At 63.8% G+C, this 23,185-nt stretch carries 16 protein-coding genes; 4 read left to right on the forward strand and 12 right to left on the reverse strand.

Features of this window, described 5'->3' with window-relative positions; genetic code table 11:
- Positions 1-93: 93 nt before the first annotated feature.
- Entirely contained in the window at positions 94-2,607 is a 2,514-nt protein-coding gene (locus tag FAZ11_RS01395) for a nuclease-related domain-containing DEAD/DEAH box helicase (RefSeq protein ID WP_137279344.1), read from the reverse strand.
- A 382-nt stretch (positions 2,608-2,989) separates the two neighbouring features.
- Positions 2,990-3,469, reverse strand: a complete 480-nt coding sequence (locus FAZ11_RS01400) for an NUDIX hydrolase (protein WP_081320095.1) — start codon at positions 3,467-3,469, stop codon at positions 2,990-2,992.
- Positions 3,470-3,805: 336 nt separating this feature from the next.
- Here FAZ11_RS01400 and FAZ11_RS01405 point away from each other — a divergent pair, with 336 nt between their 5' ends.
- Positions 3,806-6,850, forward strand: a complete 3,045-nt coding sequence (locus FAZ11_RS01405; RefSeq protein WP_058774491.1) for an autotransporter domain-containing protein — start codon at positions 3,806-3,808, stop codon at positions 6,848-6,850.
- Between the two features lie 62 nt (positions 6,851-6,912).
- Here FAZ11_RS01405 and FAZ11_RS01410 read toward each other — a convergent pair whose 3' ends face one another.
- The gene (locus FAZ11_RS01410; RefSeq protein ID WP_058774492.1) at positions 6,913-7,809 is read right to left on the reverse strand and encodes a LysR family transcriptional regulator; all 897 of its coding nucleotides are present in this window, start codon (positions 7,807-7,809) and stop codon (positions 6,913-6,915) included.
- A gap of 102 nt (positions 7,810-7,911) precedes the next feature.
- On the opposite strand from FAZ11_RS01410, the gene FAZ11_RS01415 reads away from it, so the two are divergent.
- On the forward strand, positions 7,912-9,438 hold the full coding sequence (locus FAZ11_RS01415; protein WP_193557162.1) for an NADH-quinone oxidoreductase subunit L: 1,527 nt from the start codon (positions 7,912-7,914) through the stop codon (positions 9,436-9,438).
- Complete coding sequence (locus FAZ11_RS01420; protein WP_058774493.1) at positions 9,435-11,882, forward strand: YbcC family protein; 2,448 nt, start codon at positions 9,435-9,437, stop codon at positions 11,880-11,882. Before FAZ11_RS01415 ends, FAZ11_RS01420 begins: the two co-directional genes overlap by 4 nt.
- 112 nt (positions 11,883-11,994) lie before the next feature.
- Here FAZ11_RS01420 and FAZ11_RS01425 read toward each other — a convergent pair whose 3' ends face one another.
- Complete coding sequence (locus FAZ11_RS01425; protein WP_058774494.1) at positions 11,995-12,579, reverse strand: HutD/Ves family protein; 585 nt, start codon at positions 12,577-12,579, stop codon at positions 11,995-11,997.
- Positions 12,576-13,316, reverse strand: a complete 741-nt coding sequence (gene hutC, locus FAZ11_RS01430; protein ID WP_058774495.1) for a histidine utilization repressor — start codon at positions 13,314-13,316, stop codon at positions 12,576-12,578. Before hutC ends, FAZ11_RS01425 begins: the two co-directional genes overlap by 4 nt.
- A 95-nt stretch (positions 13,317-13,411) precedes the next feature.
- Here hutC and FAZ11_RS01435 point away from each other — a divergent pair, with 95 nt between their 5' ends.
- Complete coding sequence (locus tag FAZ11_RS01435; RefSeq protein ID WP_058774496.1) at positions 13,412-14,770, forward strand: formimidoylglutamate deiminase; 1,359 nt, start codon at positions 13,412-13,414, stop codon at positions 14,768-14,770.
- Between the two features lie 39 nt (positions 14,771-14,809).
- Here the strand turns inward: FAZ11_RS01435 and hutG are convergent, their stop codons facing one another.
- From hutG to FAZ11_RS01470, 7 genes are all read right to left on the reverse strand, one after another.
- Positions 14,810-15,613, reverse strand: coding sequence for an N-formylglutamate deformylase (gene hutG / locus FAZ11_RS01440; RefSeq protein WP_081320096.1), 804 nt, complete (start codon positions 15,611-15,613; stop codon positions 14,810-14,812).
- Positions 15,606-16,811: an imidazolonepropionase gene (hutI, locus tag FAZ11_RS01445; protein ID WP_058774497.1), complete on the reverse strand. Its 1,206-nt coding sequence runs from the start codon at positions 16,809-16,811 to the stop codon at positions 15,606-15,608. Before hutI ends, hutG begins: the two co-directional genes overlap by 8 nt.
- Positions 16,808-18,214 (reverse strand): purine-cytosine permease family protein, encoded by a 1,407-nt coding sequence (locus FAZ11_RS01450; RefSeq protein WP_058774498.1) that lies wholly within the window; start codon positions 18,212-18,214, stop codon positions 16,808-16,810. Before FAZ11_RS01450 ends, hutI begins: the two co-directional genes overlap by 4 nt.
- A 111-nt stretch (positions 18,215-18,325) precedes the next feature.
- The gene (gene hutU / locus FAZ11_RS01455) at positions 18,326-20,008 is read right to left on the reverse strand and encodes a urocanate hydratase (RefSeq protein ID WP_137279345.1); all 1,683 of its coding nucleotides are present in this window, start codon (positions 20,006-20,008) and stop codon (positions 18,326-18,328) included.
- A 254-nt stretch (positions 20,009-20,262) separates the two neighbouring features.
- Positions 20,263-21,756: a CoA-acylating methylmalonate-semialdehyde dehydrogenase gene (locus FAZ11_RS01460; protein WP_058774500.1), complete on the reverse strand. Its 1,494-nt coding sequence runs from the start codon at positions 21,754-21,756 to the stop codon at positions 20,263-20,265.
- Between the two features lie 58 nt (positions 21,757-21,814).
- Positions 21,815-22,174, reverse strand: a complete 360-nt coding sequence (locus FAZ11_RS01465) for a RidA family protein (protein ID WP_058762239.1) — start codon at positions 22,172-22,174, stop codon at positions 21,815-21,817.
- 133 nt (positions 22,175-22,307) lie between these two features.
- Positions 22,308-23,099 carry an IclR family transcriptional regulator gene (locus tag FAZ11_RS01470; RefSeq protein WP_058762238.1) on the reverse strand — a complete coding sequence of 264 codons (792 nt, stop codon included), beginning with the start codon at positions 23,097-23,099 and terminating at the stop codon, positions 22,308-22,310.
- Positions 23,100-23,185: the final 86 nt, after the last annotated feature.

Raw genomic sequence — 23,185 nt, forward strand, 5'->3', positions numbered from 1 at the left:
TCAGAGCTATCAGCATAGTTCCTGTATCGGTTTTAGGTTTGGGGCAAAGTGAAAAACGACATCGAAAGTCTACCTGCAATTGACTTGGTTAATTTAATCGCTGCCTTTTCCGGAAGCCTGCCTCCTTAACGTAGACACCCCGTCATCTTCCGTTGGGCAGTAAAGGCCTTTATTGATTTTTTGTATGTAACCTTTCGAATAAAATGTACCCATTGCATTGGAAAAAATTTTTCTCCACTCCATTAGGGATATTTGATTCAATGCTTTGAATCTACTGTAAATTTCATCCGCAAGAGCATTTGCTTGCATTGTCTTTCCAGGTGCGAAAGTGGAGATTCTGGCCTGAACAAAGGCAAAAGCTATGAGGTAGATTCTTCGACCAACCGGTAGCGGTGCGTTTAAAGCATTTGAGCGTATTTTGTTTCGCTCTGCGCGGAATAAGGCTGCAGCAGCGGCGATATTTAGTGGAAGTCTTGGTTGTAGCTTGCGGATACGTTTATTGGGTAAGTCTCCAGTAATTATCTTGTCGAGTAATTGTAGTCTCTTTATTTTCTTTGTGTGCAAGTGCAAGGTTTTGTCTGCTGCGGTGATGCATAAATTACAGTTGCTTTGAGTGACGCCCATGTGCGGTGTCAAGCCATTACAAGTTTCGCAAAATTTAAAAAACAGTAATTCTCTGTGATATGACTCTGTAGAAGTTGGTGACTCTGTTTTGACTAGGAAGAGATTTGATGTGGAGCCTTCGGGCCAAAAGTATATGGGTTGGCTCAGGTATTGTGCTAAATAATCAATCCACATTCCAGATAAAGCTTTTTCGTCATCGGCTTCTATTAACCACGCCTTCCAAGATTTCGCCCAGGAAATATTTATGCTTTTAAGTTTTAGTGAGTTTTTTTCTGTCTGAAGAGAGATGATATTACTAATAAGTAGCTTGTTTTTTTCTTCTTGCAAGAGTGCTTGGTTTTCAGGAAAGCTTTTTAGGCGTGATCTAAAAGCCTCTGCTTCTGCCCAGTGCCGGCTATTTGAGTCATAGATGGCAATGCACTTAGAGGTGGCTCGGGAATAGGCGCTAAAGAGTTCCGCTGTCTCAAGCCAGTCTGCGCCGAGTATTAAAATAATTGGCGCTTCCAAGCCGCGAAATTTAGCAACAACTTCGCGGCGTGGACGTTCGCTTTCTAGATATTCAATGAAGCTTGGTGGCAGAAAGCTGGGCGTCAGTATCAGTATTTCTTCAGGAGAGACCCCATCATTTATTAGGTCTTGTCTAACAGATGAGACTGTTTCGCATGGTGTTGATGTGATTATTTCTATGACGCTGTCAGATTCTAGTGCTCTAGGAGTGGAGTGTTGAAGTTTTGGAGGTACAACCTCTTCGAGTAAATTGGTGACAGCCCTTGGCATTCGCAGAATAATTGTTAGAGGGAAAGGTTCTGTTTCGAGTAGTTTGCTAAGTTCATTGATTGATATTGTTCCGCGTTCATATGGGAATACCTGTGTTTCGTCACAGAAAAAAGCTTTTGTTTTATTGTCAAACCAATTGCATAAGGTTGCACACCATGATTGGGTAAGAGCCTGAGCTTCGTCGACGAGTAGTGCGTCGTAATGATTCATCAACTTTTCATCGATGGCGTCTCTTAAGTCTCGCTCGCATTGTTTCCTGTACCAATCATCGACCTTTTCATTTTCGCTTCGGTTGAGTGCTGTAGACGCTTGTCCGCATAGGCCATGCCAAGTCATTACGTCGCAAAATTTTAGGCCTGAAAGTTGGGTGCGGATGTGCTCAGTAAGCTTGGCGTTAAACGAGACAACGAGCACTTTTTTTTGCTGTGCTATTAGTTTTCTAGCTGTTTCAATTACAATTAGAGTTTTGCCAGTTCCTGGCCAGCCTGTAACGAGAGAGTTATGTGTTTTTATAATCCTGCTTGCTACTTTGCTTTGTTCTTCGGTCAGCTGTAGCCAAACCTTGTTGTTAAACAGGATTCGACTGCTCCAGCCCGGTTTTCCATTAATTGTTGGCGTAAGAAATTCGACAATCTTAGCCGCTCGATTTTCGCCTAGATCAGTATTTCTCAGTGTTGTTTTCCAATAGTCCATCAACTCGATGACTCGCGGTGCAATGTCAGGCATCGCTCGGTAGTCTATATACAAGGGTTGTGCAGGAGTAGTGGAAGAATCGTACATGCCTGGGGCTGGAGACCTGCCCGTAAAATCAGAGTCAGGGAAAACAAATCCGTAGCCGATTCGAAGTCGGAGTGATGGATCGGCCCCTAACCATCTGGCAATGCCGTGTGTGTTGTTGCGAGTTTGGCCGATAGGGTCGATGATGTGGTTCTTATGTAAATGAATAAAGCGATTTTTTTCAATTCTGTATTCACCGCTTTTTACTTCAAGTACAAGAAGCCCCTTTTTAGGATGGATTATTAAGAAGTCTATCTCTCCGGTTGGCTTGGCTTTCGGATCAAGCGTGCGCACTGCAGAGCAAAGCCACGGAAGGCTGTGAATAACGGTATAGTCGTTTGGTAATTGTGCTCTGAGCAGAGTATAAAGATCTCTTTCGCCTTCGCTTTCGCTGTCACAAGGACCATGATCAGGAATCATCCTTGCCATTTGGGCTTCCTTAGATTTTGTAAAAAATTACGCCTTAGAGGCTATAGTGGGCGTTTCTAATTAAATCAGGAATTTCTGACTTAATTTTATTCTAGAAAGTTAGGTCAGATCAATGGTTGGAGCTACTTCTTAAGTGAGTTTCAGTTGTCCAATGGGCGTGCTGGCTTCTCAAGTAGGTTATATGCGAAAATGGTTTGGTCTTGATGTTTGTTTTGTCGGTAGGTATAGGCATGGTGTATGGAAAAACTGGCTGCTGCCTGTTGATTGTTTGCGTAATCAACACCCAATAGAGGCTAGTGCAGTAAAAGGGGTTTTAAGATAATTTTACTAATGTCGCACCAAAATAAATGTCGTTGTTATCGAAAAGGAAGAGCAAAAGGCATCATAAATTCTGTTTTGGCGTTTCGAAAAGCTCGTTATGTCGAAGGCTCGGGGGGCGCAACCCTAAACTAGGCAGAATGGCACGCCTCAATAGTGGTAAGACCACCTTACGAGTCAGCGGCGCCAACTCCAACTCACAAGCCTCCAACACCGAAACCCACACCACCTCCTCAATTTCAGCCGCTGGAATCGCTTCATCTCCAGCTTTCATTGCTACCCAATACAACGCGCAATCAACCATGAATCCAGGCTCATTAGCCGCCGGAGCCTGATACTGGCCGAGAAAGGTGGCGTCGCTCGGATCGATGACGAGGCCAAGCTCTTCGTGCAGCTCTCGGATCAGGGCATCCAGAGGCTGCTCACCAGGATCGATCTTCCCTCCCGGTTGCATGAAGGCCGAGGTGCCGCGCTTGCGCACCAGCAGCAGTTGCTGGTGCTCGTTCAGCAGCACGGCTGCCGCGATGTGGAGGGTAGTCGTCACTGTCTGGACTCCGCTGGGGTGAGGCGGCTTATAGCGTCGCGATGCTGAATCCCTGGGCAGGGCCGGCGATGTGAGGGGGAGTGTACCTCGCTCAGCCAAGTCGCTTCGGTCGTGTCCTGCGGAGGAAGGTGCTGCGCAGTTTCTTGACGCTCGCGGGAAGGGAGAACGGGTTGCGTTCGTAACCTGTTGCCCAGGAAACAAAAACTGCCATCAGACTGCCGTCGTAACGTAATACAACCGCTCTAGCCTCGCCGCCTCGTAGCAACCTGTAACAGGTTGTGTCCATGAGGCTAGGGGGAAGAGTTGGTGAAACGTTCAGGTAACAAACCCGTGGTGATGACGGCTGTGTTCACGGCCTCGCTGCTGGCGCTCTCGGTGCAGGCTGCCAGTCGGTCGAGCAGCAATGCCACCAATGGCGTCGATCTGCTCTCGGGCTACAACAAGCTCTGGACGCCGGGAGCCACCTGGAATACCGGGAGCCCCACGGCCCTGGGTGCGCCGATCCTGCAGCGTAACGAGCAGTATGTGATCGATCTGGCCCATACCCGCACCCACGACCAGGAAGTGGCGGCCTATTACGATGACCGCCGCGATCAGAGCTACAGCCTGATCAGTGGCCTGGGTTCCCTGGCCAATGCCTATCTGGCGGGCTCCGGCGCCTTCACCACCATCCCGGTATTCGACGACTCCACCCAGACGGTGAAATACGAAGACCAGGGCAACGGCTCCGGTGACGTCAATTCTCGGTTGGGCAAGGTAGCGGAGTTGGTCAAGGCGATCCGCAACGACGCCTCCACCAGTTCGGCGAAGAACTTTTACCAGTATCCCCGACCCTGGCGGCAGACCAGCGAGGATATCGTGCCGCTGTCGCTGCACCCTGAGCGCAGCCAGACGCCGCAGAGCGACGGCGGCTTTCCCAGCGGCCATACCAACGCCGCCTACCTGGCCGCCATCGGCTACGGCTACGCCGTGCCCCAGCGGCTGGGCGAGGAACTCTTCCGCGCCTCGGAATTGGGCAATAACCGCATCGTCGCCGGCATGCACTCGCCGCTGGATGTGATCGGCGGGCGCATCACCGCCACCTATTTCGCCATCGACAACCTGGTCAACAACGCCCAGCTGCGCAGCGATGCCTTCGCCCAGGCACAGGCCTATTTCGCCCAGGTGTGCGGCGGCGACATCAACAACTGCGTGGACAAGATCGATCCGGCCACCGACCGGCAGTCGCAGCATGCCCAGGACAAGGCGCTCTACACCGCCCGCCTGACCTACGGCTTCGCGCCCATCGGCCCGACCAACCTGGCGCCGGTGGTGCCGGTCAACGCCGAGGTGCTGTTGGAGACGCGCTTCCCTTACCTCAGCGCCAGCCAGCGCCGCGACATCCTGGCCAGCACCGAGCTGTCCTCCGGCTACGTAGTGATCGACGAATCCAACGGCTACGGTCGCCTCAATCTGATGGCGGCGGCCGATGGCTATGCGTCCTTCAACGGCAACGTGAGCGTCAACATGGACGCCAGTCTGGGTGGCTTCAACGCTCGCGACGCCTGGCGCAACGACATCGGCGGCAGCGGCAGCCTGACCAAGAACGGCAGTGGCGAACTCATCCTCAGTGGCTTCAACACCTATACCGGCGGCACGGTGATCAATGGCGGCACCCTGCGCGGCTATGCCCAGGCCTTCGGCAGCGGCGACATCACCGACAACGCCACCCTGGTGCTGGATCAGTCGGTCAACGACAGCCTGGCCAACAACCTGCACGGTAACGGCAGCCTGGTGAAGACCGGCGTCGGCTCCTTGAGCCTGACCGGTAATAGCGATTTCTCCGGTACCACCACTGTCAACCAGGGCCGCCTGGCCATCAACGGTAACCTCGGCAATTCGGCGGTGACGGTCAATTCCGGTGCCACCCTCGGCGGCAACGGCAGCCTGGCCAGTCTGCGCGTGGCCCAGGGCGGTATCCTCGCGCCGGGTAACTCGGTGGGCCAGCTCAACGTCAATGGCAACGTGACCCTCGACCAGGGCTCCATCTATCAGGTCGAGACCGATGCCACCGGCCGCGCCGACCGCCTGGTCGCCAGCGGCAGCATCGCCGTGAATGGCGCTACCCTGGCGCTGGTCTCCAGCCCCTACTGGCAGCCGCTGGGCAGCTATCAGTTGCTCAGCGCCGGCAATGGCCTGAGCGGCAGCTTCGGGCAGATCCAGTCCGACTTCGCCTTCCTCACCCCGACCCTGAGCTACGGCGCCAACCAGGCGACCCTGAGCCTGCCGCGCAACGGCGTGGCCTTCGCCGACCTGGCCGATGGCCGCAACGCCCGCGCCGCCGCGGCTGGCCTGGATGCGGCCGGTGCCGGCAATGCGCTGTGGAATCAGGTGGCCGCGACCAATGCCGCTGGCGCTCGCTCGACCTTCCAGAGCCTGGGCAACGAACTGCACGCCTCCACCAAGACGGTGCTGGTGGAAGACAGCCGCCTGGTGCGCAACGCCATGGCCGAGCGCCTGCACGAGGCCCAGGACGATGCGCCGTCCAGCGCCGGTATCCAGGGCCTGGCCGGTACCCCCGAGCGTGGCCTGGTCTGGACCCAGGCCCTCGGCGCCTGGGGTCGCAATGACGGCAGCCACGACGCCAGCAGCCTGGACAGCCACAGCCATGGCCTGCTGATCGGCGCCGATCTCCCGCTGGACAGCGGCTGGCGCGCCGGTGGCCTGATCGGCTTCGGCCATACCGATCTCGACCTGCGCGACGAATCGGGCTCGGCCACCAGCACCGACTACCACCTGGGTCTCTACGCCGGCAACCAGTGGGATGCACTGAGCCTCAAGTTCGGCCTGGCCCATACCTGGCACTCGGTGGAGGCGCGCCGCGATCTCACGATCCTCGGCAGCAACCAGCATCTGGCGCCGGACTATGACGCCGGCACCACCCAGGCCTTCGGTGAACTGGCCTACCGGATCGACGCGGGCAGCCTGAACCTTTCGCCCTTCGCCAATCTGGCCCATGTGCATCTGCAGACCGATGGCTTCCACGAGCGCAGCGGTGTCCTGGCGTTGGACAATCCGCGGCAGAACACCGACGTGACCTTCAGCACCCTGGGCCTGCGCCTGGCGAGCAAGCCGCTGGGTGACTGGAAGGTGGTACCGAGTGCCACCCTGGGCTGGCGCCATGCCTTCGGTGACACCACGCCGGAGCACGAAGCGGCCTTCGCCGGTGGCCCGAACTTCACCGTGGTGGGGGCGCCCATCGCCCGCGAAGCGGCGGTGGTGCAGGGCGCGCTGGACATGGCGCTGACCGAGACGGTGTCCCTGGGCCTGGGCTACGACGGCCAACTGAGCGGTCGCAGCAAGGATCAGGATCTCAACGCCAAGCTGAGCTGGCGCTTCTAAGCCCCTGAATCCCCTGGCCTCGCCGCAATGGCGGGGCTAGGGGCTGCATGCAGGGTGCCACACTAGCCCTCGGCCGCAGCCTGCGCCGGCGGCTGACCCAGCAATTCGTCCAGGATCTTCAGCCGGAATTGCCGTTGCAGGGTCACCGCATAGAACTGCTCGGCGATCTCGGGCACCTCGGCGTACAGCTGTAGCGCCCCACTGCGCAATTCATCCTGCACCACCACCGCCGGCAGCAGGGCCATGTCGCCGGAGTCTCGCGCCAGCAGGCGCAACATCGCCATGTCGTCGACCTCGGCGCAGATCAACGGATGCAGTCCGTGGCCGGTGCAATAGACCTCGAACTGGCTGCGCACGTCGCTACTGCGCCCAGGCACGATCAGCCGGGCCTGTTGCAGGTCCCGGCGCAGGTCGAAGGGGCGGCTGTCCTGGCGCGGTGGGCCGATTAGGCACACCGCCTGGCGCGCCAGCAGACGGCATTGCCAGGTGCGCTGGCTGTCGGCGCTGACCGCCTTGTTGGTCAGCACCACGTCCAGCTTGTGCAGGGCCAGGCGTTCCAGCAGTTCGTCCACCCCGCCGGACTCCAGGGTGATCACCAGGTCGTTTCGCCCGAGGAAGGGGCGCAGCAGGTTCTCCTGGAAGTTTCGCGACAGGGTCGCGACGGCGCCGATGCGCAGCGTCTGACTGGCCTGGCCGGTGTGCTGCAGGGTGGTCTGCAACTCGCTGCCGAGGGCGAAGATGGTGTCGGCGTAATCCAGTACCAGTTGCCCGGCTTCGGTCAGCTTGAGGCTGCGGCTGGAGCGGATGAACAGGGCATGGCCGAGTTGATCTTCCAGCACGCGGATCTGGGTGGACAGGGCGGATTGGGAGACATGCAGCGCCTCGGCGGCGCGGGTCAGATTGCCTTCCTTGGCGACGGCCCAGAAGTAGTGCAGGTGATGGAAATTCAGTCGGCGCATGCTTCATTCTTTTAAAGCGAACGATAGGTTCATATCTATCTATTTTAAATAGTTCGAGCGCTTTCGGACACTAGTGCCATCCCGTGTTCAAGGAGAGCGCACATGTCTAGCCTGCCTGTTTCCCTGGCCCCGTTGCTGCCCTGGGTCTATGCCCTGGCGCTGTTACCGGTCGCCTTGCTCGTCTCACCCCGTCGCTTCTGGTGGCCGGCCCGGCTGGCCGGCTATCTCGGCCTGCTCCTGGTGCTGCTCGCCTGGGGCCAAGCCGCCCTCGACGATCAGCACCACGATCGCCTCGGCCTGGCCATGGCCGGTCTGATCGGTCTGCTGGCCCTGGTGATCATCGAATATTCCCAGCGCTACCTGGAAGGCGAAGCGGGACAACGGCGTTACGCGTTCGCCCTGCTGGCCACCCTGGCGGCGGTGGCGACGGTGGTGACCACCGCTGACCTGTACCTGCTGGTGGGTGCCTGGATCCTGTCCAGCCTGTGCCTGCACCAGTTGCTCACCTTCTATCGCGACCGGCCCCAGGCCGTCGTGGCCGCCCACAAGAAATTTCTCGCCAGCCGCCTGGCCGATGTCAGCCTGCTGCTGGCGACCGTGCTGCTGGTGCGGGCGAGCGGTGACAGCCAGATCACGGCGATCCTCGCGGCCGTGAACGGGCAGCTGCAAGCCAACGGCCATCTGGGGTGGGACCTGCAGTTGGCTGCGTTGCTGCTGGCCCTGGCGGTGATCCTCAAGTCGGCACAGTTGCCGGTACATGGCTGGCTGATTCAGGTGATGGAGGCGCCGACGCCGGTCTCGGCGCTGCTGCACGCGGGACTGGTCAACCTGGGCGGTTTCCTGCTGCTGCGCTTCGCCCCGCTGTTTTCCGCCGCCGTGCCGGCGCAGAGCCTGCTGGTGCTGGTCGGCGGCCTGACGGCGGTCCTGGCGGCGCTGGTGATGATGACCCGGATCAGCATCAAGGTGCGCCTGGCCTGGTCGACCTGTGCGCAAATGGGCCTGATGCTGCTCGAATGTGGCCTGGGGCTGTACGAGCTGGCTCTGGTGCACCTGCTGGCCCACTCGCTGTACAAGGCCCATGCCTTCCTGGCGGCCGGCGAGACGGTGGCCCATAGCCGGCTACATGCCCTGCAGCCGCTGACGCCGGTGCCCGAGCTGGGCGGTCTGCTGCGCGCCCTGGCGGTGGCGGCCCTGGCGCTGCTCCTGCTGAAAGGGCTGTGGGCCTGGGCGCTGCCGGGCCACGAACTGCCCTGGGTGGCCCTGACGATCCTGGCCATCGGCCTGGCCCCCTGGTGCCTGAGTCGCGGCCAACTGGCCCATGGCCTGCTGATGTTCGGCCTGCTGCTGGGCGCCTACCTGCTGTGGCACCAGGCAGCCGGCTGGATTCTCGACCAGCGCCTGCCCGCGGCGCCGCTGCCGCTGACCGGCCTCGCCGTGCTGCTGCTGCTCGGCCTCTATCTGCTGCAGGCCATGCTCCTGGCGCACCCCCGTGGCGCCCTGGCACAACGTCTCTACCCCCTGGCCTTCGCCGGCTTCTACCTGGATGAGCACTTCACCCGCCTGACCTTCCGCCTGTGGCCAGCGCCTGCGCCCCAGCCCTTTTTCGCGACCCTTGGAGACCGCTCATGACTGCCTACGCCCCCATTCCCGACCTTGCCCAGGCCTCTCTGCACGAGGCTGCGCGGCAGGCCTGCGCCCGTATCGCGCCGACCTGGCCACTGGATCGCATGATCGCCGTCAACCCCCTGTGGGAGCGGCGCGAGCAACCCTGGCGGACCGTCGCCGCGCAACTCTGGCAGCGTGCCGGCAGCCGCCTGACCCTGGGCGTCGCCGACTACCGCCAGGCCTGGCAGGACGGCGCCATCGCCGAGCGCCATCTGCAGCAGGCGCTGGCCGAGCAGGGCGGGGCCTGGACGCCGGCCCAACTGCTGCACGCCCTCAGCGTGCCTGAGGACGCCAACCAGGGGCTGCCGCTGCTGGAGGACCTGGCCGAGCCGGGTATCCCGCTACCGGGCTGGCCGGCGCTGATCACCCACCAGATCGGCCAGAGCTGCGCCGCCTGGTTCGATCGTGAGCAGGCGGACTGGCGTCCCGCCGACGGTGCCGGGCTCTACCAGGCCTGGCGCGACAGCCTGTTGGCAGACAAGGGTTTGAGTGTCCTCAGCGCCTGCCGCGACCTGCACCAGCGCATCGCCGAGTTGCCCGCGCAGCCGCTGGCGGCCCTGGAGGCGGCGGTGCAACATCTGGAGTTGTCGGCGGACGAGTGGGGCGCCTGGTTCGATTGTCTGCTGCTGCGTAACCTGGGTTGGGCGTCCTGGTGCGCCTACCGGCGTTGGCAAGCCAGGCTGCAGGGTGAAGACGATCAAACGATGCTCGAACTGCTGGCCATCCGCGCGGCTTGGGAGTGGCTGGTGGATGATCGGCGGCGCGATACCGACAGTCGTTGGCACCTCTGGCGCTCGGCCTGGCGGGCGCGCTTGCAGCAGGCGCCTTCGGCCACCTGGCAGGCCCTGCAACTCTGGCAGCGGGCCGATGAGTTGGCCTGGCAGGAACAGTTGCAGCAGGCGCTGTGCCAGAGCGTACCCGCGGCCTTGCCCAAGGCGCCGCTGGCCAAGTTGTTCTTCTGCATCGACGTACGCTCGGAGCCGTTGAGACGCGCCCTCGAGCAAGCCTGCCCGGAGCTGGAGACTGGCGGCTTCGCCGGCTTCTTCGGCTTGCCCATCGCCTATACGCCCCTGGGCACCAGCGCCACGCGCCCGCAATTGCCGGGCCTGCTCGCCCCGCAATTGCAGGTCAGCGAGGGCAGTGGCGATGCCACCGGAGATCGGCAGTTGGCCGCGGTACGCCAGGAGCGCCTGGCGCGCCAGGGCCGCTGGCGCCTGTTCGAGCGGCTGCCGGCCTCGACCTTCACCCTGGTCGAGAGTATCGGCCTCGGCTATGCCGGGGCGCTGCTGGGGCGGACCTACGGCCTGACCGGCGGGGCGGTCCAGCCCGACCAGAGCGCCTGGCGCCGTAGCGAATGGCAACGCCTGCAACCGCAGCTGCCGGCCATGGCGCTGGCGCAAAAGGTCGACCTGGCCGAACGTATTCTCACGGCCATGGGGCTCAGTGGGCCGGTGCCGGCGCTGCTGGTGCTGCTCGGCCACGGTAGCCAGAGCGCCAACAATCCGCAGGCGGCCGGTCTCGACTGTGGCGCCTGCTGCGGCCAGAGCGGCGAGATCAATGCACGGCTGCTGGCCGGCCTGCTCAACGACAGCGCGGTGCGCGCCGGTCTGGGTGAGCGCGGACTCGAACTGCCACCGCATTGCCAGGTCCTCGCAGGATTGCACAACACCACCACCGACGAGGTGCAGGTCTTCGGCTATGAGGCGCTGCCCGAGGCCTTGCAGCCCCATTGGCAACGCCTGCGGACGGCGCTGGACAAGGCCACTGCCGAGGTCCGCCGCCAAAGAGCCCTGCAGTTGGGGCTGGCGGCGCTGCGCGAGCAACCGGATAAGCTGCTCGGACGGCTGCGGCAGCGTGCCCGCGACTGGGCGCAAACCCGGCCCGAGTGGGGCCTGGCCGGCAATGCCGCCTTCATCGCCGCGCCCCGCGCCCGCACCCGCGGGGTAGACCTGCAGGGGCGGGCCTTCCTGCACGACTATGACTGGCGGCAGGACGAAGCCGGCAAGGTGCTGGAGGCGATCATGACCGCGCCCATGGTGGTGGCGCACTGGATCAACCTGCAGTACTTCACCTCGACCACCGACAACCTGAGATTCGGCAGCGGCAACAAGCTGCTGCACAACGTGGTGGGTGGCAACATCGGCGTGTTCGAGGGTAATGGCGGCGACCTGCGCATCGGCCTGGCGCGGCAGTCGCTGCACGACGGCAAGCAGTGGATGCACCGGCCGCTGCGCCTGCACGTGGTGATCGAGGCGCCCCGCGCCCTGATCGATCAGGTGATCGCCGCCCATGCGGTGGTGCGCGATCTGGTGCAGCACGGTTGGCTGCATCTGCTGCGTCTCGATGGTCAGCCGGCCTGCCTGGAACTGCGCACGGCCAGTGGCTGGCAGACGTTGCCGGGGGCTTGAGCGAAAGGACATCCATATGGGTGAGCCAGCCCATCGAGCCATCGCGGGGTACCGGGGTCCGATCCTCTGGTACCCCGCGGCTGTAATCACTGGGTAATGCGTGGCTTCAAGGCTACAGTGCCAGAGCGCGCAGGCGGATCACGCCAAGCTGGGCCTTGCCTTGTATAGTCAACTCGGTAGGCGCCGGCCCAGACTGGACGTGTAGGGCATCCAGCTGTGCGAGCCCGAGGATGGCACCTTCATGGCGGACCTCCAGCGATCCCTCGGCGCAAAACAGCAGCAGCGCTGGCGAATCATTCAGCTCCCAGGTGCCGTCAATCGATACCCAGTCGAGTTCGGCGGCATAGCGATCGGCGCGATAGATCAGGTTGAAGTCGCGAATGGGGCCATCGAGCAGCTCGCACTCGACCTGGGCGTCACCGGAGAAGACGAATGCCTGCCAGCGGCCCAGGGGTGGACTCACTTCACCGTCGACCTGCAGCCGCATCCCCGCACCCTCGATCACGCTGATGATCCGCGTCATGCCGGCAAAAGGGGAAAAGGCGCCGGATTGCGTCACGTCGGCCAGGGATAGGCGCCAGCCGAAGTCGGCAGCCGTGGCGGGTGTATCGCGGGCGATTTCGAGGGTGCTGCCGAGGCCGTTGCGCCAGGGCATGCGCTGGTGCTCGGCGGCGGGGAGGCGAGTGAGCCTGCTCATGAGCCGAAATGCCCCTCCAGCCGATAGCGACTGCCGGGATACAGCAGCCTGGCGCTGGTCACGGCGCGGCGTCCCGACCAGGTGCGCCGCCGAATCATCAGGCACGGCTCAGTGGCAGGAATGCGCAGCAGCTGCTGCTCTTCGGCGGAGGCGAGCACGGCTTCGACCACGTGCTCGCCCTCGGTCAGGGGCGCCAGGCGATTCAGGTAGACGTAGGGCGTTTCGCTGCTGAAGTCCTGCTCAAGATACTCGGGCGCCACCGCCGGATTGACGTAGCGATCCTCTATCTGCACCGGCACGTCATTTTCGTAGTGCACGATCAGCGAGTGGAAGACCGGCTGGCCCTCGCGCACGCCCAGCGCCATGGAGCGTTCGCCGTTGGCCGTTTCACTCTGCATCCGGATGACTTCGAGGTGGTGCCGGTGGCCACGGGAGGCGATCTCGTCGGCGATGTTGTGCACTTCGAAGAGCGCCGCCTGACCCTTGGGCTCGGCGACGAAGGTGCCGACGCCCTGCATCCGCACCAGCAGGCCATCGCTGGTGAGCTCACGCAGGGCGCGGTGCACGGTCATGCGGCTGAAGCCCAGCTGGGCGACCAATTCCGCTTCGGAGGGGATCTTCTGGTGGGGTGGCCAGGCGCCCGAGTGGATCTGCCTCAGGATGAGTTGCTTGACCTGCTCGTAGAAGGGCGCGGGAGCGGCCTTGGGCGCAGAGGCGGAGTTCGACGGTGAAGGCATGAAAGGCCCCTTGGAAAGACAGCTAGCAGTTTACCGTTGTGGTTTATGTCTGTATATGTATATACATGTTAGACAGAGCTATGATGAGGTCGATTATGCCGGCTTTTTTTGCGGAAAGGGCGCTCCTGCCGGAAGGCTGGGCGACGGACGTGCGCCTGGAGGTAGACGCCCGGGGCTATCTGCAAAGCGTTCAGGCCCACGGCTCGGCGGAGGGCGCCGAGCGCTTGCAGGGCCCGCTGCTGCCGGGCATGCCCAATCTGCATTCCCACGCCTTCCAACGGGCCATGGCCGGCCTGGCGGAAGTGGCGGGCGCCACCCAGGACAGTTTCTGGACCTGGCGCGACCTGATGTATCGCCTGGTGGGCCGGCTCGAGCCGGAGCAGGTGCAGGTCGTGGCCCGCCAGCTGTATATCGAGATGCTCAAGGCCGGCTACACCGCCGTGGCCGAATTCCACTATGTGCATCATGACCCAGAGGGTGTTCCCTACGACGACCCTGCCGAACTGGGTGGGCGTATCGCCCAGGCGGCGCGCAGCGCGGGCATAGGGTTGACGCTGTTGCCGGTGCTCTACAGCTACAGCGGCTTCGGCGCCCAGGCGCCGACCGCGGGTCAGCGACGCTTCCTGCATACCACCGACAGCTATCTGGAACTCTTGCCCCGCCTGGCGGCGGTGCTGGATGACCGGCAGCGGCTGGGCCTGTGCTTTCACTCGTTACGAGCGGTCAGCGGCGAGCAACTCGCCACGGTATTGGCGGCGACGGATGTCCACTGGCCGGTGCACATCCATATCGCCGAGCAGCAGAAGGAAGTGGACGACTGCCTGGCCTGGAGTGGTCGCCGGCCCCTCGAGTGGCTGTACGACCAGGTGGCGGTGGACGAGCGCTGGTGCCTGGTCCATGCAACCCATGCGCTGCCCAACGAAGTCGCCCTGATGGCGCAGAGTGGGGCCATCGCTGGTCTCTGCCCGACCACCGAGGCCAACCTGGGGGACGGGATCTTTCCGGCGACGGCTTTCCTCGCCGCCGGTGGGCGCTTCGGCATCGGCTCGGACAGCCATGTGAGTGTCAGCCCGGTCGAGGAGCTGCGGTGGCTGGAGTACGGCCAGCGCCTGCGCGACCAGCAGCGCAATCGCCTGGTCGGCGCGCGCCAGCCCAATGTCGGCCACCAGCTGTTCGAGCAGGCCCTGCAGGGTGGCGCCGCGGCCCTGGGCCAGGAGATTGGCGCGCTGGCGGTCGGCCGGCGTGCCGACTGGGTGGTCTTGGATGGCGCCGATCCCTATCTGTCCAGCGCACCGGCGGAGGCCGTGCTCAACCGTTGGTTGTTCGCTGGCGGCGATCGCCAGGTAAGGGACGTGATGGTCGGAGGGCGTTGGGTCGTACAGGCGGGGCGGCACCCGGACGAGGCGGCCAGTGCCCGTGAATTCGCCCAGGTACTGCGCACCCTGCTCGCTTGACGGGAGAGGTGGTCCCCGACCGAGTCGGGGACCTTGGGCTCAGCGGCCGTAGCGCTCGCGTCCCCAAGCCAGCGCCGCCTCGAGCAACTGGCGCAGGACGTCCTGGGTAGGGGTAGCGAGATCTTCGCGATAGCCGAAGGGCGGCGCCTCGTCCATGTAGGTGCATTGCGCCAGTTCCAGTTGCACAGCATGGATGTGCTGGTCCGGGGCGCCATAGTGGCGGGTGATGAAGCCGCCCTTGAAGCGGCCGTTGAAGACGTGGGTCAGGCGTTGCTGGCCACTGGCGACCGCCTGCAGCCGGCTGGTCAGTTCCGGATCGCAGCTGGCCCCGTCGAAGGTACCGAAGTTGAGATCCGGCAACTGGCCGTCGAACAACCGTGGTATGCGCGAGCAGATGGAATGGGCATCCCACAGCAGCGCATAGCCGAAGGTATCGCGCAGGCGCTGCAGCTCCGCCACCAAGGTGTGGTGATAGGGCCGCCAGATCTCTTCCAGCGCCTGCTGGCGCGCCTGGGCATCCGGCGCCTGGCCGTCGCGGAACAGCGGGCTGCCATCGAAGAGCACCTCGGGAAAGAGCCCGGTGGTAGCGCTGCTGTAGAGGGGCACGTCATCGTCGGGTCGGTTCAGATCGATGACATAGCGCGAATAGAGCGCCTCCAGCCGGCTGGCGCCCAGTTCCTCGGCCATGGCATAGAGCCGGGGGATGTGCCAGTCGGTGTCGGCGAGGGCCTGGCCGGCGGGCACCAGGCCCTGCTCGACGGCGCGGGTGAGGCGGGTGCCGGGATGCGGCATGCTGATCAGCAGCGGCACCTGGCCGCGAGTGAACTTGAAGGTGTCAGACACGGGCGAGCTCCTTGCCGTGGCGGATGATGCGGGTGTCGAGTTGGCCGCCGAGCCAATAGGCCAGCTCGGCGGGGCGGGCGATGTCCCAGACGATGAAATCGGCGTACTTGCCCGCTTCCAGGCTGCCGTAGCGGTCCGCGAGGCCAAGCGCCCGGGCGGCATTGAGGGTGACGCCGGCCAGGGCTTCTTCCGGGGTGAGGCCGAACAGGGTGCAGCCCAGGTTGAGCATCAGCCGCAAGGACAGCACCGGCGAGGTGCCCGGATTGGCGTCGCTGGCCAGGGCGATGGGCACGCCCTGGGCGCGCAACGCTTCCACCGGGGGCAATTGCGTCTCGCGCAAGGTGAGGAAGGCGCCGGGTAGCAGCACCGCCACGGTGCCGGCCGCGGCCATGGCCACCACGTCGTCCTCGACGAGGTACTCGAGGTGATCGGCCGACAGTGCGCCATAGCGGGCCGCGAGCGCCGCACCGTGCTGCACCGACAGCTGTTCGGCGTGCAACTTGACCGGCAGGCCGAGCCGGGTGGCGGTCTGGAAGACCCGCTCGACCTGGGCTGGGGAAAAGGCCAGGTGCTCGCAGAAGGCGTCCACCGCATCCACCAGGCCCTCGGCAGCCAGTTGCGGGAGCCAGTCGTCGCAGATGGCAGTGATGTAGTCATCGGCCCGACCAGCGAATTCCGGGGGCAGGGCGTGGGCGGCCAGGCAGGTGGTGCGGACGGTGACCGGCAATTCCTCGCCCAGTCGGCGTGCCACCCGCAGCATCTTGCGTTCGCTGGCCAGGTCCAGGCCATAGCCGGATTTCACTTCCAGCACGGTGACGCCTTCGGCCAGCAGCGGGCGGGCGCGGCGCAGGGCGCTGGCCAGCAATTCGTCCTCGCTGGCGGCGCGGGTGGCGCGCACGCTGCTGGCGATGCCGCCGCCAGCGGCGGCGATCTCGGCATAGCTGACACCCTGCAGGCGCTGCTCGAATTCGCCACTGCGATCGCCGCCGAAGACCAGATGGGTGTGGCAATCGATCAGGCCCGGCGTGACCCAGGCGCCCCCCAGGTCATGCCGTTCGCTGATCGCGATCGAGGGCAGCTCGGCCAGCGGACCCACCCAGTGCAAACGCTCGCCATCGACCAGCAGGGCCGCGCCTTCCAGGGCGCCATAGACGCCGTCGACCAGGGTGGCGGCATGGCAGTTGTACCAGAGCTTCATGGGGTGTCCTCGCGCAGGGGATAGGCCGGTGCGGTCGCGCGGCGGCGGGCCAGCAGCCAGTAGAGCAGGGCCGGCACCAGCAGGCCGATGCCCCAGGAGATGTCGACCCCGCCCAGGTGGGCGACCAGCGGGCCGGTGTAGAGCTTGGTCGACAGGAAGGGCAGCTGGATCAGCACGCCGATGACGTAGACGGTCAGGCCGGTACCGTTCCAGCGCCCGTAGCGGCCATCCGGGTCGGCCAGCGCCGCCAGGTCGTAGCGTTCGCGGGTGATGAGGTAGTAGTCGACCAGGTTGATCGCGCTCCACGGCGTGAAGAAGGTCAGCAGGAAGAGGATGAAGGACTTGAACGCCAGCAGGAAGGCGCCTTGGCCGAGCAGGGCGATCAGGGTCGCCGCTCCGACGATGGCCAGCACGAACAGCAGTCGCTGCCGCGGGCTGATCTCGACTTCGCCGCGAAAGCCGCTGATCAGGGTGGCGATGCACATGAAGCTGCCATAGGAATTCAGGGTGGAGATGGTCACCTTGCCGAAGGCGATGCTGAAGTAGAGCAAGGCGGCCGTGGCGCCGCTGCCACCCAGGCCGACGATGAAGGCGACCTCATGGCCCATGAACCGGCCGTTGGCCATGGCCGCGGCGAAGACTCCGAGCACCATGGCGGTCTGGGCCCCCAGCACCGAACCGGCGCCTACCGCGAGAAAGGTCTTCAGTGGCGAGGTCCGGGCGGGCAGGTAGCGTGAGTAGTCGGCCACATAGGGGCCATAGGCGATCTGCCAGGAGGCGGCCAGGGACACGGCGAGCAGGAAGCCGCTCCAGCTGAACTGCCGATTCTGCAACAGCGCCGAGACGTCGCCGACGCTGAGTACCCGGCTGAACAGGTAGCAGAAGGCGATCACCCCCAGGACGCTGGCCAGCCGTCCCAGCAGGTGGATGGCGCGATAGCCCAGCACCGTCACCAGCACGATGACCGCGGCGAAGATCAGGATGCCCAGGCTGTCGCTGACCCCGAACAGCTGGCCGAGCGCCTGCCCCGAGAGCACCGTGCCGGTGGCGGTGAAGCCCAGGTACATCAGGCAGACCAGCACCAGGGGCACGGCCGCGCCCTGGACGCCGAATTGCACGCGGCTGGAGATCATCTGCGGCAGCCCCAGGCGCGGGCCCTGGGCGGCGTGCAGAGCCATCACCGCGCCGCCGAGCACCTGGCCGAGCAACAGTCCCCAGAGCGACCAGAAGACATCGCCGCCCAGCACCACGGCGAGGGCGCCGGTGACGATGGCGGTGATCTGCAGATTGGCCCCCAGCCAGAGAGTGACCTGGCTGTACAGCCGGCCATGGCGTTCGTGGGTGGGGATGTAGTCGATGGAGCGCCGTTCGATCAGCGACGACGCGGAAGCGGACTCGGACATGCAGGACCTGCGCGATGACGGGCTTCCGCCAGTGCCCATCGCAGGCAGCCGGGGAGGCCGGGACCCGGAAAGGCGCCAGTGGCGGCAGCAGGGCCACCACCGCGCCACCTATTACGCCTGAGGCTTGGCGATCATCGGCAGGTTCAAGCCTTGCTCCTGCGCGCACTCGATGGCGATCTCGTAGCCTGCGTCGGCATGGCGCATCACCCCAGTGGCCGGGTCGTTGGTCAGCACCCGGGCGATGCGTTCGGCCGCTTCATCGGAGCCATCGCAGACGATGACCATGCCCGAGTGCTGCGAGAAGCCCATGCCCACGCCACCGCCATGATGCAGGGAGACCCAGGTGGCGCCGCTGGCGGTGTTCAGCAGGGCGTTGAGCAGCGGCCAGTCGGAGACGGCGTCGGAGCCATCGCGCATGGCTTCGGTCTCGCGGTTGGGGCTGGCCACCGAGCCGGAGTCCAGGTGGTCACGGCCGATGACGATGGGCGCCTTGAGTTCGCCCGTACGGACCATCTCGTTGAAGGCCAGGCCAAGCTTGGCGCGCTGGCCCAGGCCGACCCAGCAGATACGCGCCGGCAGACCCTGGAAGGCGATGCGCTCGCGTGCCATGTCCAGCCAGTTGTGCAGGTGGGCGTCATCGGGGATGAGTTCCTTGACCTTGGCATCGGTGCGATAGATGTCCTCGGCGTCACCGGACAGCGCCGCCCAGCGGAACGGCCCGATGCCCCGGCAGAACAACGGGCGGATATAGGCCGGGACGAAACCGGGGAAGGCGAAGGCATCGCTCACGCCTTCTTCCTTGGCCATCTGGCGGATGTTGTTGCCGTAGTCGAAGGTGGGCACGCCCTGGCGCTGGAAGTCGAGCATGGCGCGCACGTGCTGGGCCATGGAAGCCTTGGCCGCCTTGACCACCGCCGCCGGTTCGCTGAGGGCGCGCGTGCGATATTGCTCCCAGGTCCAGCCGGCCGGCAGATAGCCATTGAGCGGGTCGTGGGCGCTGGTCTGGTCGGTGACCAGGTCCGGGCGGACGCCGCGTCGTACCAGCTCGGGCAGGATCTCCGCGGCGTTGCCCTGCAGGGCGATGGAGATGGCGCCACCTTCACTGGTGTAGCGGTCGAGGCGGGCCAGGGCATCGTCCAGATCCTTGGCCTGCTCGTCGACGTAGCGGGTCTTGAGGCGGAAATCGATGCGGCTCTGCTGGCATTCGATGTTCAGCGAGCAGGCACCGGCCAGGGTCGCGGCCAGCGGTTGGGCGCCGCCCATGCCGCCCAGGCCGGCGGTCAGTACCCAACGCCCTTTGAGATTGCCCTCATAGTGCTGGCGCCCGGCCTCGACGAAGGTCTCGTAGGTGCCTTGGACGATGCCCTGGCTGCCGATGTAGATCCAGCTGCCCGCGGTCATCTGGCCGTACATGGCCAAGCCCTTGGCGTCGAGTTCGTTGAAATGCTCCCAGCTCGCCCAGTGCGGGACCAGGTTGGAGTTGGCGATCAGCACGCGCGGGGCGTTGCTGTGGGTCTTGAACACCCCGACCGGCTTGCCCGACTGCACCAGCAGCGTCTCGTCGTCACCCAGCGTCTTGAGGCTGGCGACGATGGCGTCGTAGCACTCCCAGTTGCGCGCCGCCCGGCCAATACCCCCATAGACGACCAGTTCCTCGGGGTTTTCCGCGACCTCGGGGTCCAGGTTGTTCATCAGCATGCGCAGGGGCGCTTCGGTGAACCAGCTGCGGGTATTGAGCTGGGTGCCGCGCGGTGCACGGATGGTGACGGAGCGATGGCGGGTGGAATCGGTCATGGCGGGTCCTGCGAGCTGTTGAATGATAAAGCATGTATATACAAGTATAGGAAAAAGGTCGCCCAGGCAAGAGGGGGGCAAGGGATACCCGTCAGTTGGGGCGCTATCAGAAAGCCACGCGCAGGCAGTGCCAGGTAAACACGAACGCCGGGAGATCCAGATGGCGTTACCCTCCGCCCTCTGGATACCTTTACGCCCCCTGGTTGGCTCTATAGCGCTTGGGCGGCATAGCCGGCCAAGCGCGTTCCGCCCATTCAGCCGTTGCTGGGGAAAGCGAACTGCGAGGCTTCTTGAGCTTCGCGTTGCGGCCAGCGCTGGGTGATGGTCTTGCGGCGGGTGTAGAAGCGCACGCCGTCCGGACCATAGGCGTGGAGGTCGCCGAACAGCGAGCGTTTCCAGCCGCCGAAGCTGTGGTAGGCCACCGGTACCGGCAGGGGTACGTTGATGCCGACCATGCCCACTTCGATCTGGTCGGCGAACCGCCGCGCCGCTTCGCCGTCGCGGGTGAAGATGCAGGTGCCGTTGCCGTATTCGTGGGCATTGATCAGGGCGATGCCCTCGTCCAGGCTCTTGACCCGCACCACGCAGAGCACCGGCCCGAAGATTTCTTCCTGGTAGATGCGCATCTCCGGGGTGACCTGGTCGAACAGGCAGCCGCCGAGGAAGAAGCCTTCTGCATGATCGGCGACCTTGAGGCTGCGACCGTCCACCACCAACTTGGCGCCCGCGGCCACGCCATCGGCGACGTAGCCGGTGACCTTGTCCAGGTGCGCGCCGGTAACCAGCGGGCCCATGTCCAGACCGCATTGGGTGCCGGGGCCGACCTTGAGCTTCTCGATCTCCGGCACCAGCCGGGCGATCAGGGCGTCGGCGACCTGATCACCGACGCAGACCGCCACCGAGATGGCCATGCAGCGTTCGCCGCAGGAGCCGTAGGCGGCGCCCATCAGCGCATTGACGGTGTTGCCGAGGTCGGCGTCGGGCATGACCACCGCATGGTTCTTGGCCCCGCCCAGGGCCTGGACGCGCTTGCCCTTGGCGGTACCGCGGGCATAGATGTATTCGGCGATGGGAGTGGAGCCGACGAAGCTCAGCGCCTTGACCTCGGGGGCGTCGAGCAGCCCGTCCACGGCTTCCTTGTCGCCATGCACCACGTTGAGCACGCCCTTGGGCAGACCGGCTTCCTCGAACAGCTGGGCGATGGCCAGGGTGGAGCTGGGATCGCGCTCGCTGGGCTTGAGGATGAAGGTGTTGCCGCAGGCGATGGCCAGCGGATACATCCACAGCGGCACCATGGCCGGGAAGTTGAAGGGGGTGATGCCGGCGACCACACCCAGGGGCTGGAAGTCGGACCAGGTGTCGATGCTGGGGCCGGCGTTGCGGTTGTATTCGCCCTTGAGCAGCTCGGGGGCGGCGGTGGCGTATTCGACGTTTTCGATACCACGGCGCAGCTCACCGGCGGCGTCTTCCAGGGTCTTGCCGTGTTCTTCGCTGATCAACTGCACCAGGCGGTCTTCGTTGCTTTCCAGCAGTTGCTTGAAGCGGAACAGTACCTGGGCGCGCTTGGCCGGCGGGGTGTTGCGCCAGGCCGGGTAGGCGGCCTGGGCGGCGTCTATGGCCTGCTGCAGGGTGGCGGCATCGGCCAGGGGCACTTCGCGGATCACCGCGCCGGTGGACGGGTTGTAGACCGGTGCGCGGCGGCTGCCACCGTCGACCAGTTGGCCGCCGATGAGATGCTTGAGGCTCATGAAGGGACTCCTTGTACGAAAGGCGGGCGCTCCGCGCAGAGGAGCGCCAGGGACGGGATCAGGCCTTTACCGCAGCCTGCACGGCGATCTCGACGAGGATGTTTTCGGCCGCCAGATTGGCCTCGACCGTGGCTCGGGCCGGTAGAGCATCTTTGGGAACCCAGGCATCCCAGGCCGCATTCATGGCTGCGAAGTCCTTCACGGCATGCTTCAACCACACCTGGGCGAACAGGATATGGGACTTGTCTGAGCCGGCTTCCGCCAGGAGTTCGTCGATCCGCGCCAGGACCTGGCTGGTTTGGCCGCCGACATCCTGGGTCCGGTCGGCTGGGACTTGGCCGGTGATGTAGACGATACCGTTGTAAACCAGGGCATGGCTGAGACGGCCGTTGTTGGGTTGGAAGCGTTGAATCAGCATGGTGTGCTCCTCGGGAGGGCAGGGTTGGCGAATCGATAACGGGTGGCGACGCTTTTTGCAGGCAAAGCGAGGCCGCTGCGCCGACTCGGGCGCTTTTTTCAGTGACTCGAAGCGGGCGGCCGAGCCGCCGCTATCAACTGGCTGGGCGCAAGCTGCGGGCAGCGCTGGAAATGGATCGGGCGGTGGTGATGACCTTGGGGGCGAGGTCGCGCTTGACCAGGTCCAGCGACCAGCGACTGAAGGGCACGGCGACGTTCACGGCGCCCAGGGGATAGCCGTCCGCGTTGACGACCGCGGCCGCCACGCTGATGTCCCCCACGTAGAATTCTTCGTTGGCGAAGGCGTAGCCGTCCCGGCGGGCCTGTTCGATCACCTGCCGCAATTGCTCACGGTCGACGATGGTGTTGGCGGTGTAGGCCACCGGTTCTATGGCGGCCAGGAGGCTTTCGCATTCGCTGCTCGGCAGGGCGGCGAGATAGGCGCGACCTGCCGAGGTGCAATACATCGGCAACCGCCGGCCCACGGGAACGTGAATGGAAATCTGCTTGTGGCTCGGGAAGCGCGCCACGTAGATCATGTCCTGTTGATCGGGCTCCAGCAGATTGCAACTTTCCTCGGTGCCGCGATTGAGTTCGTGCAGGTAGGGCGTGGAGAGCCCGACCAGGCTGCTGGTTTGCAGATAGCCGGTGCCCAGGTCCAGCGAGCGAGGGGTAAGGCGATAGCGCTTGGAATCCGCCTCCTTGCACACGTAGCCCAAGGCCTCGAGGGTGAACACCGAGCGCTGCACCGTGCTTTTGTTCAGCCCGGTGGCCTCGGCCAATTCGACGAGATTCATGGTGGGCCGGCTGCTGCGAAAAGCGGTGATCACCGCTAGCCCCTTGGCCAGGGCAGTCACGAACAGTGGCGAGTCTTCCGCGTCACTCATGGGCTTGATCCTTGTCGGTATGCGCCGGGAAGGACGCTCTCGGGCCGGTGCCACTGCGGCCATAGTCTCTTCCAGGCGTTGGGTAT

The organism is Pseudomonas rhizoryzae (assembly GCF_005250615.1).
GTDB lineage: Bacteria > Pseudomonadota > Gammaproteobacteria > Pseudomonadales > Pseudomonadaceae > Chryseomonas > Chryseomonas rhizoryzae.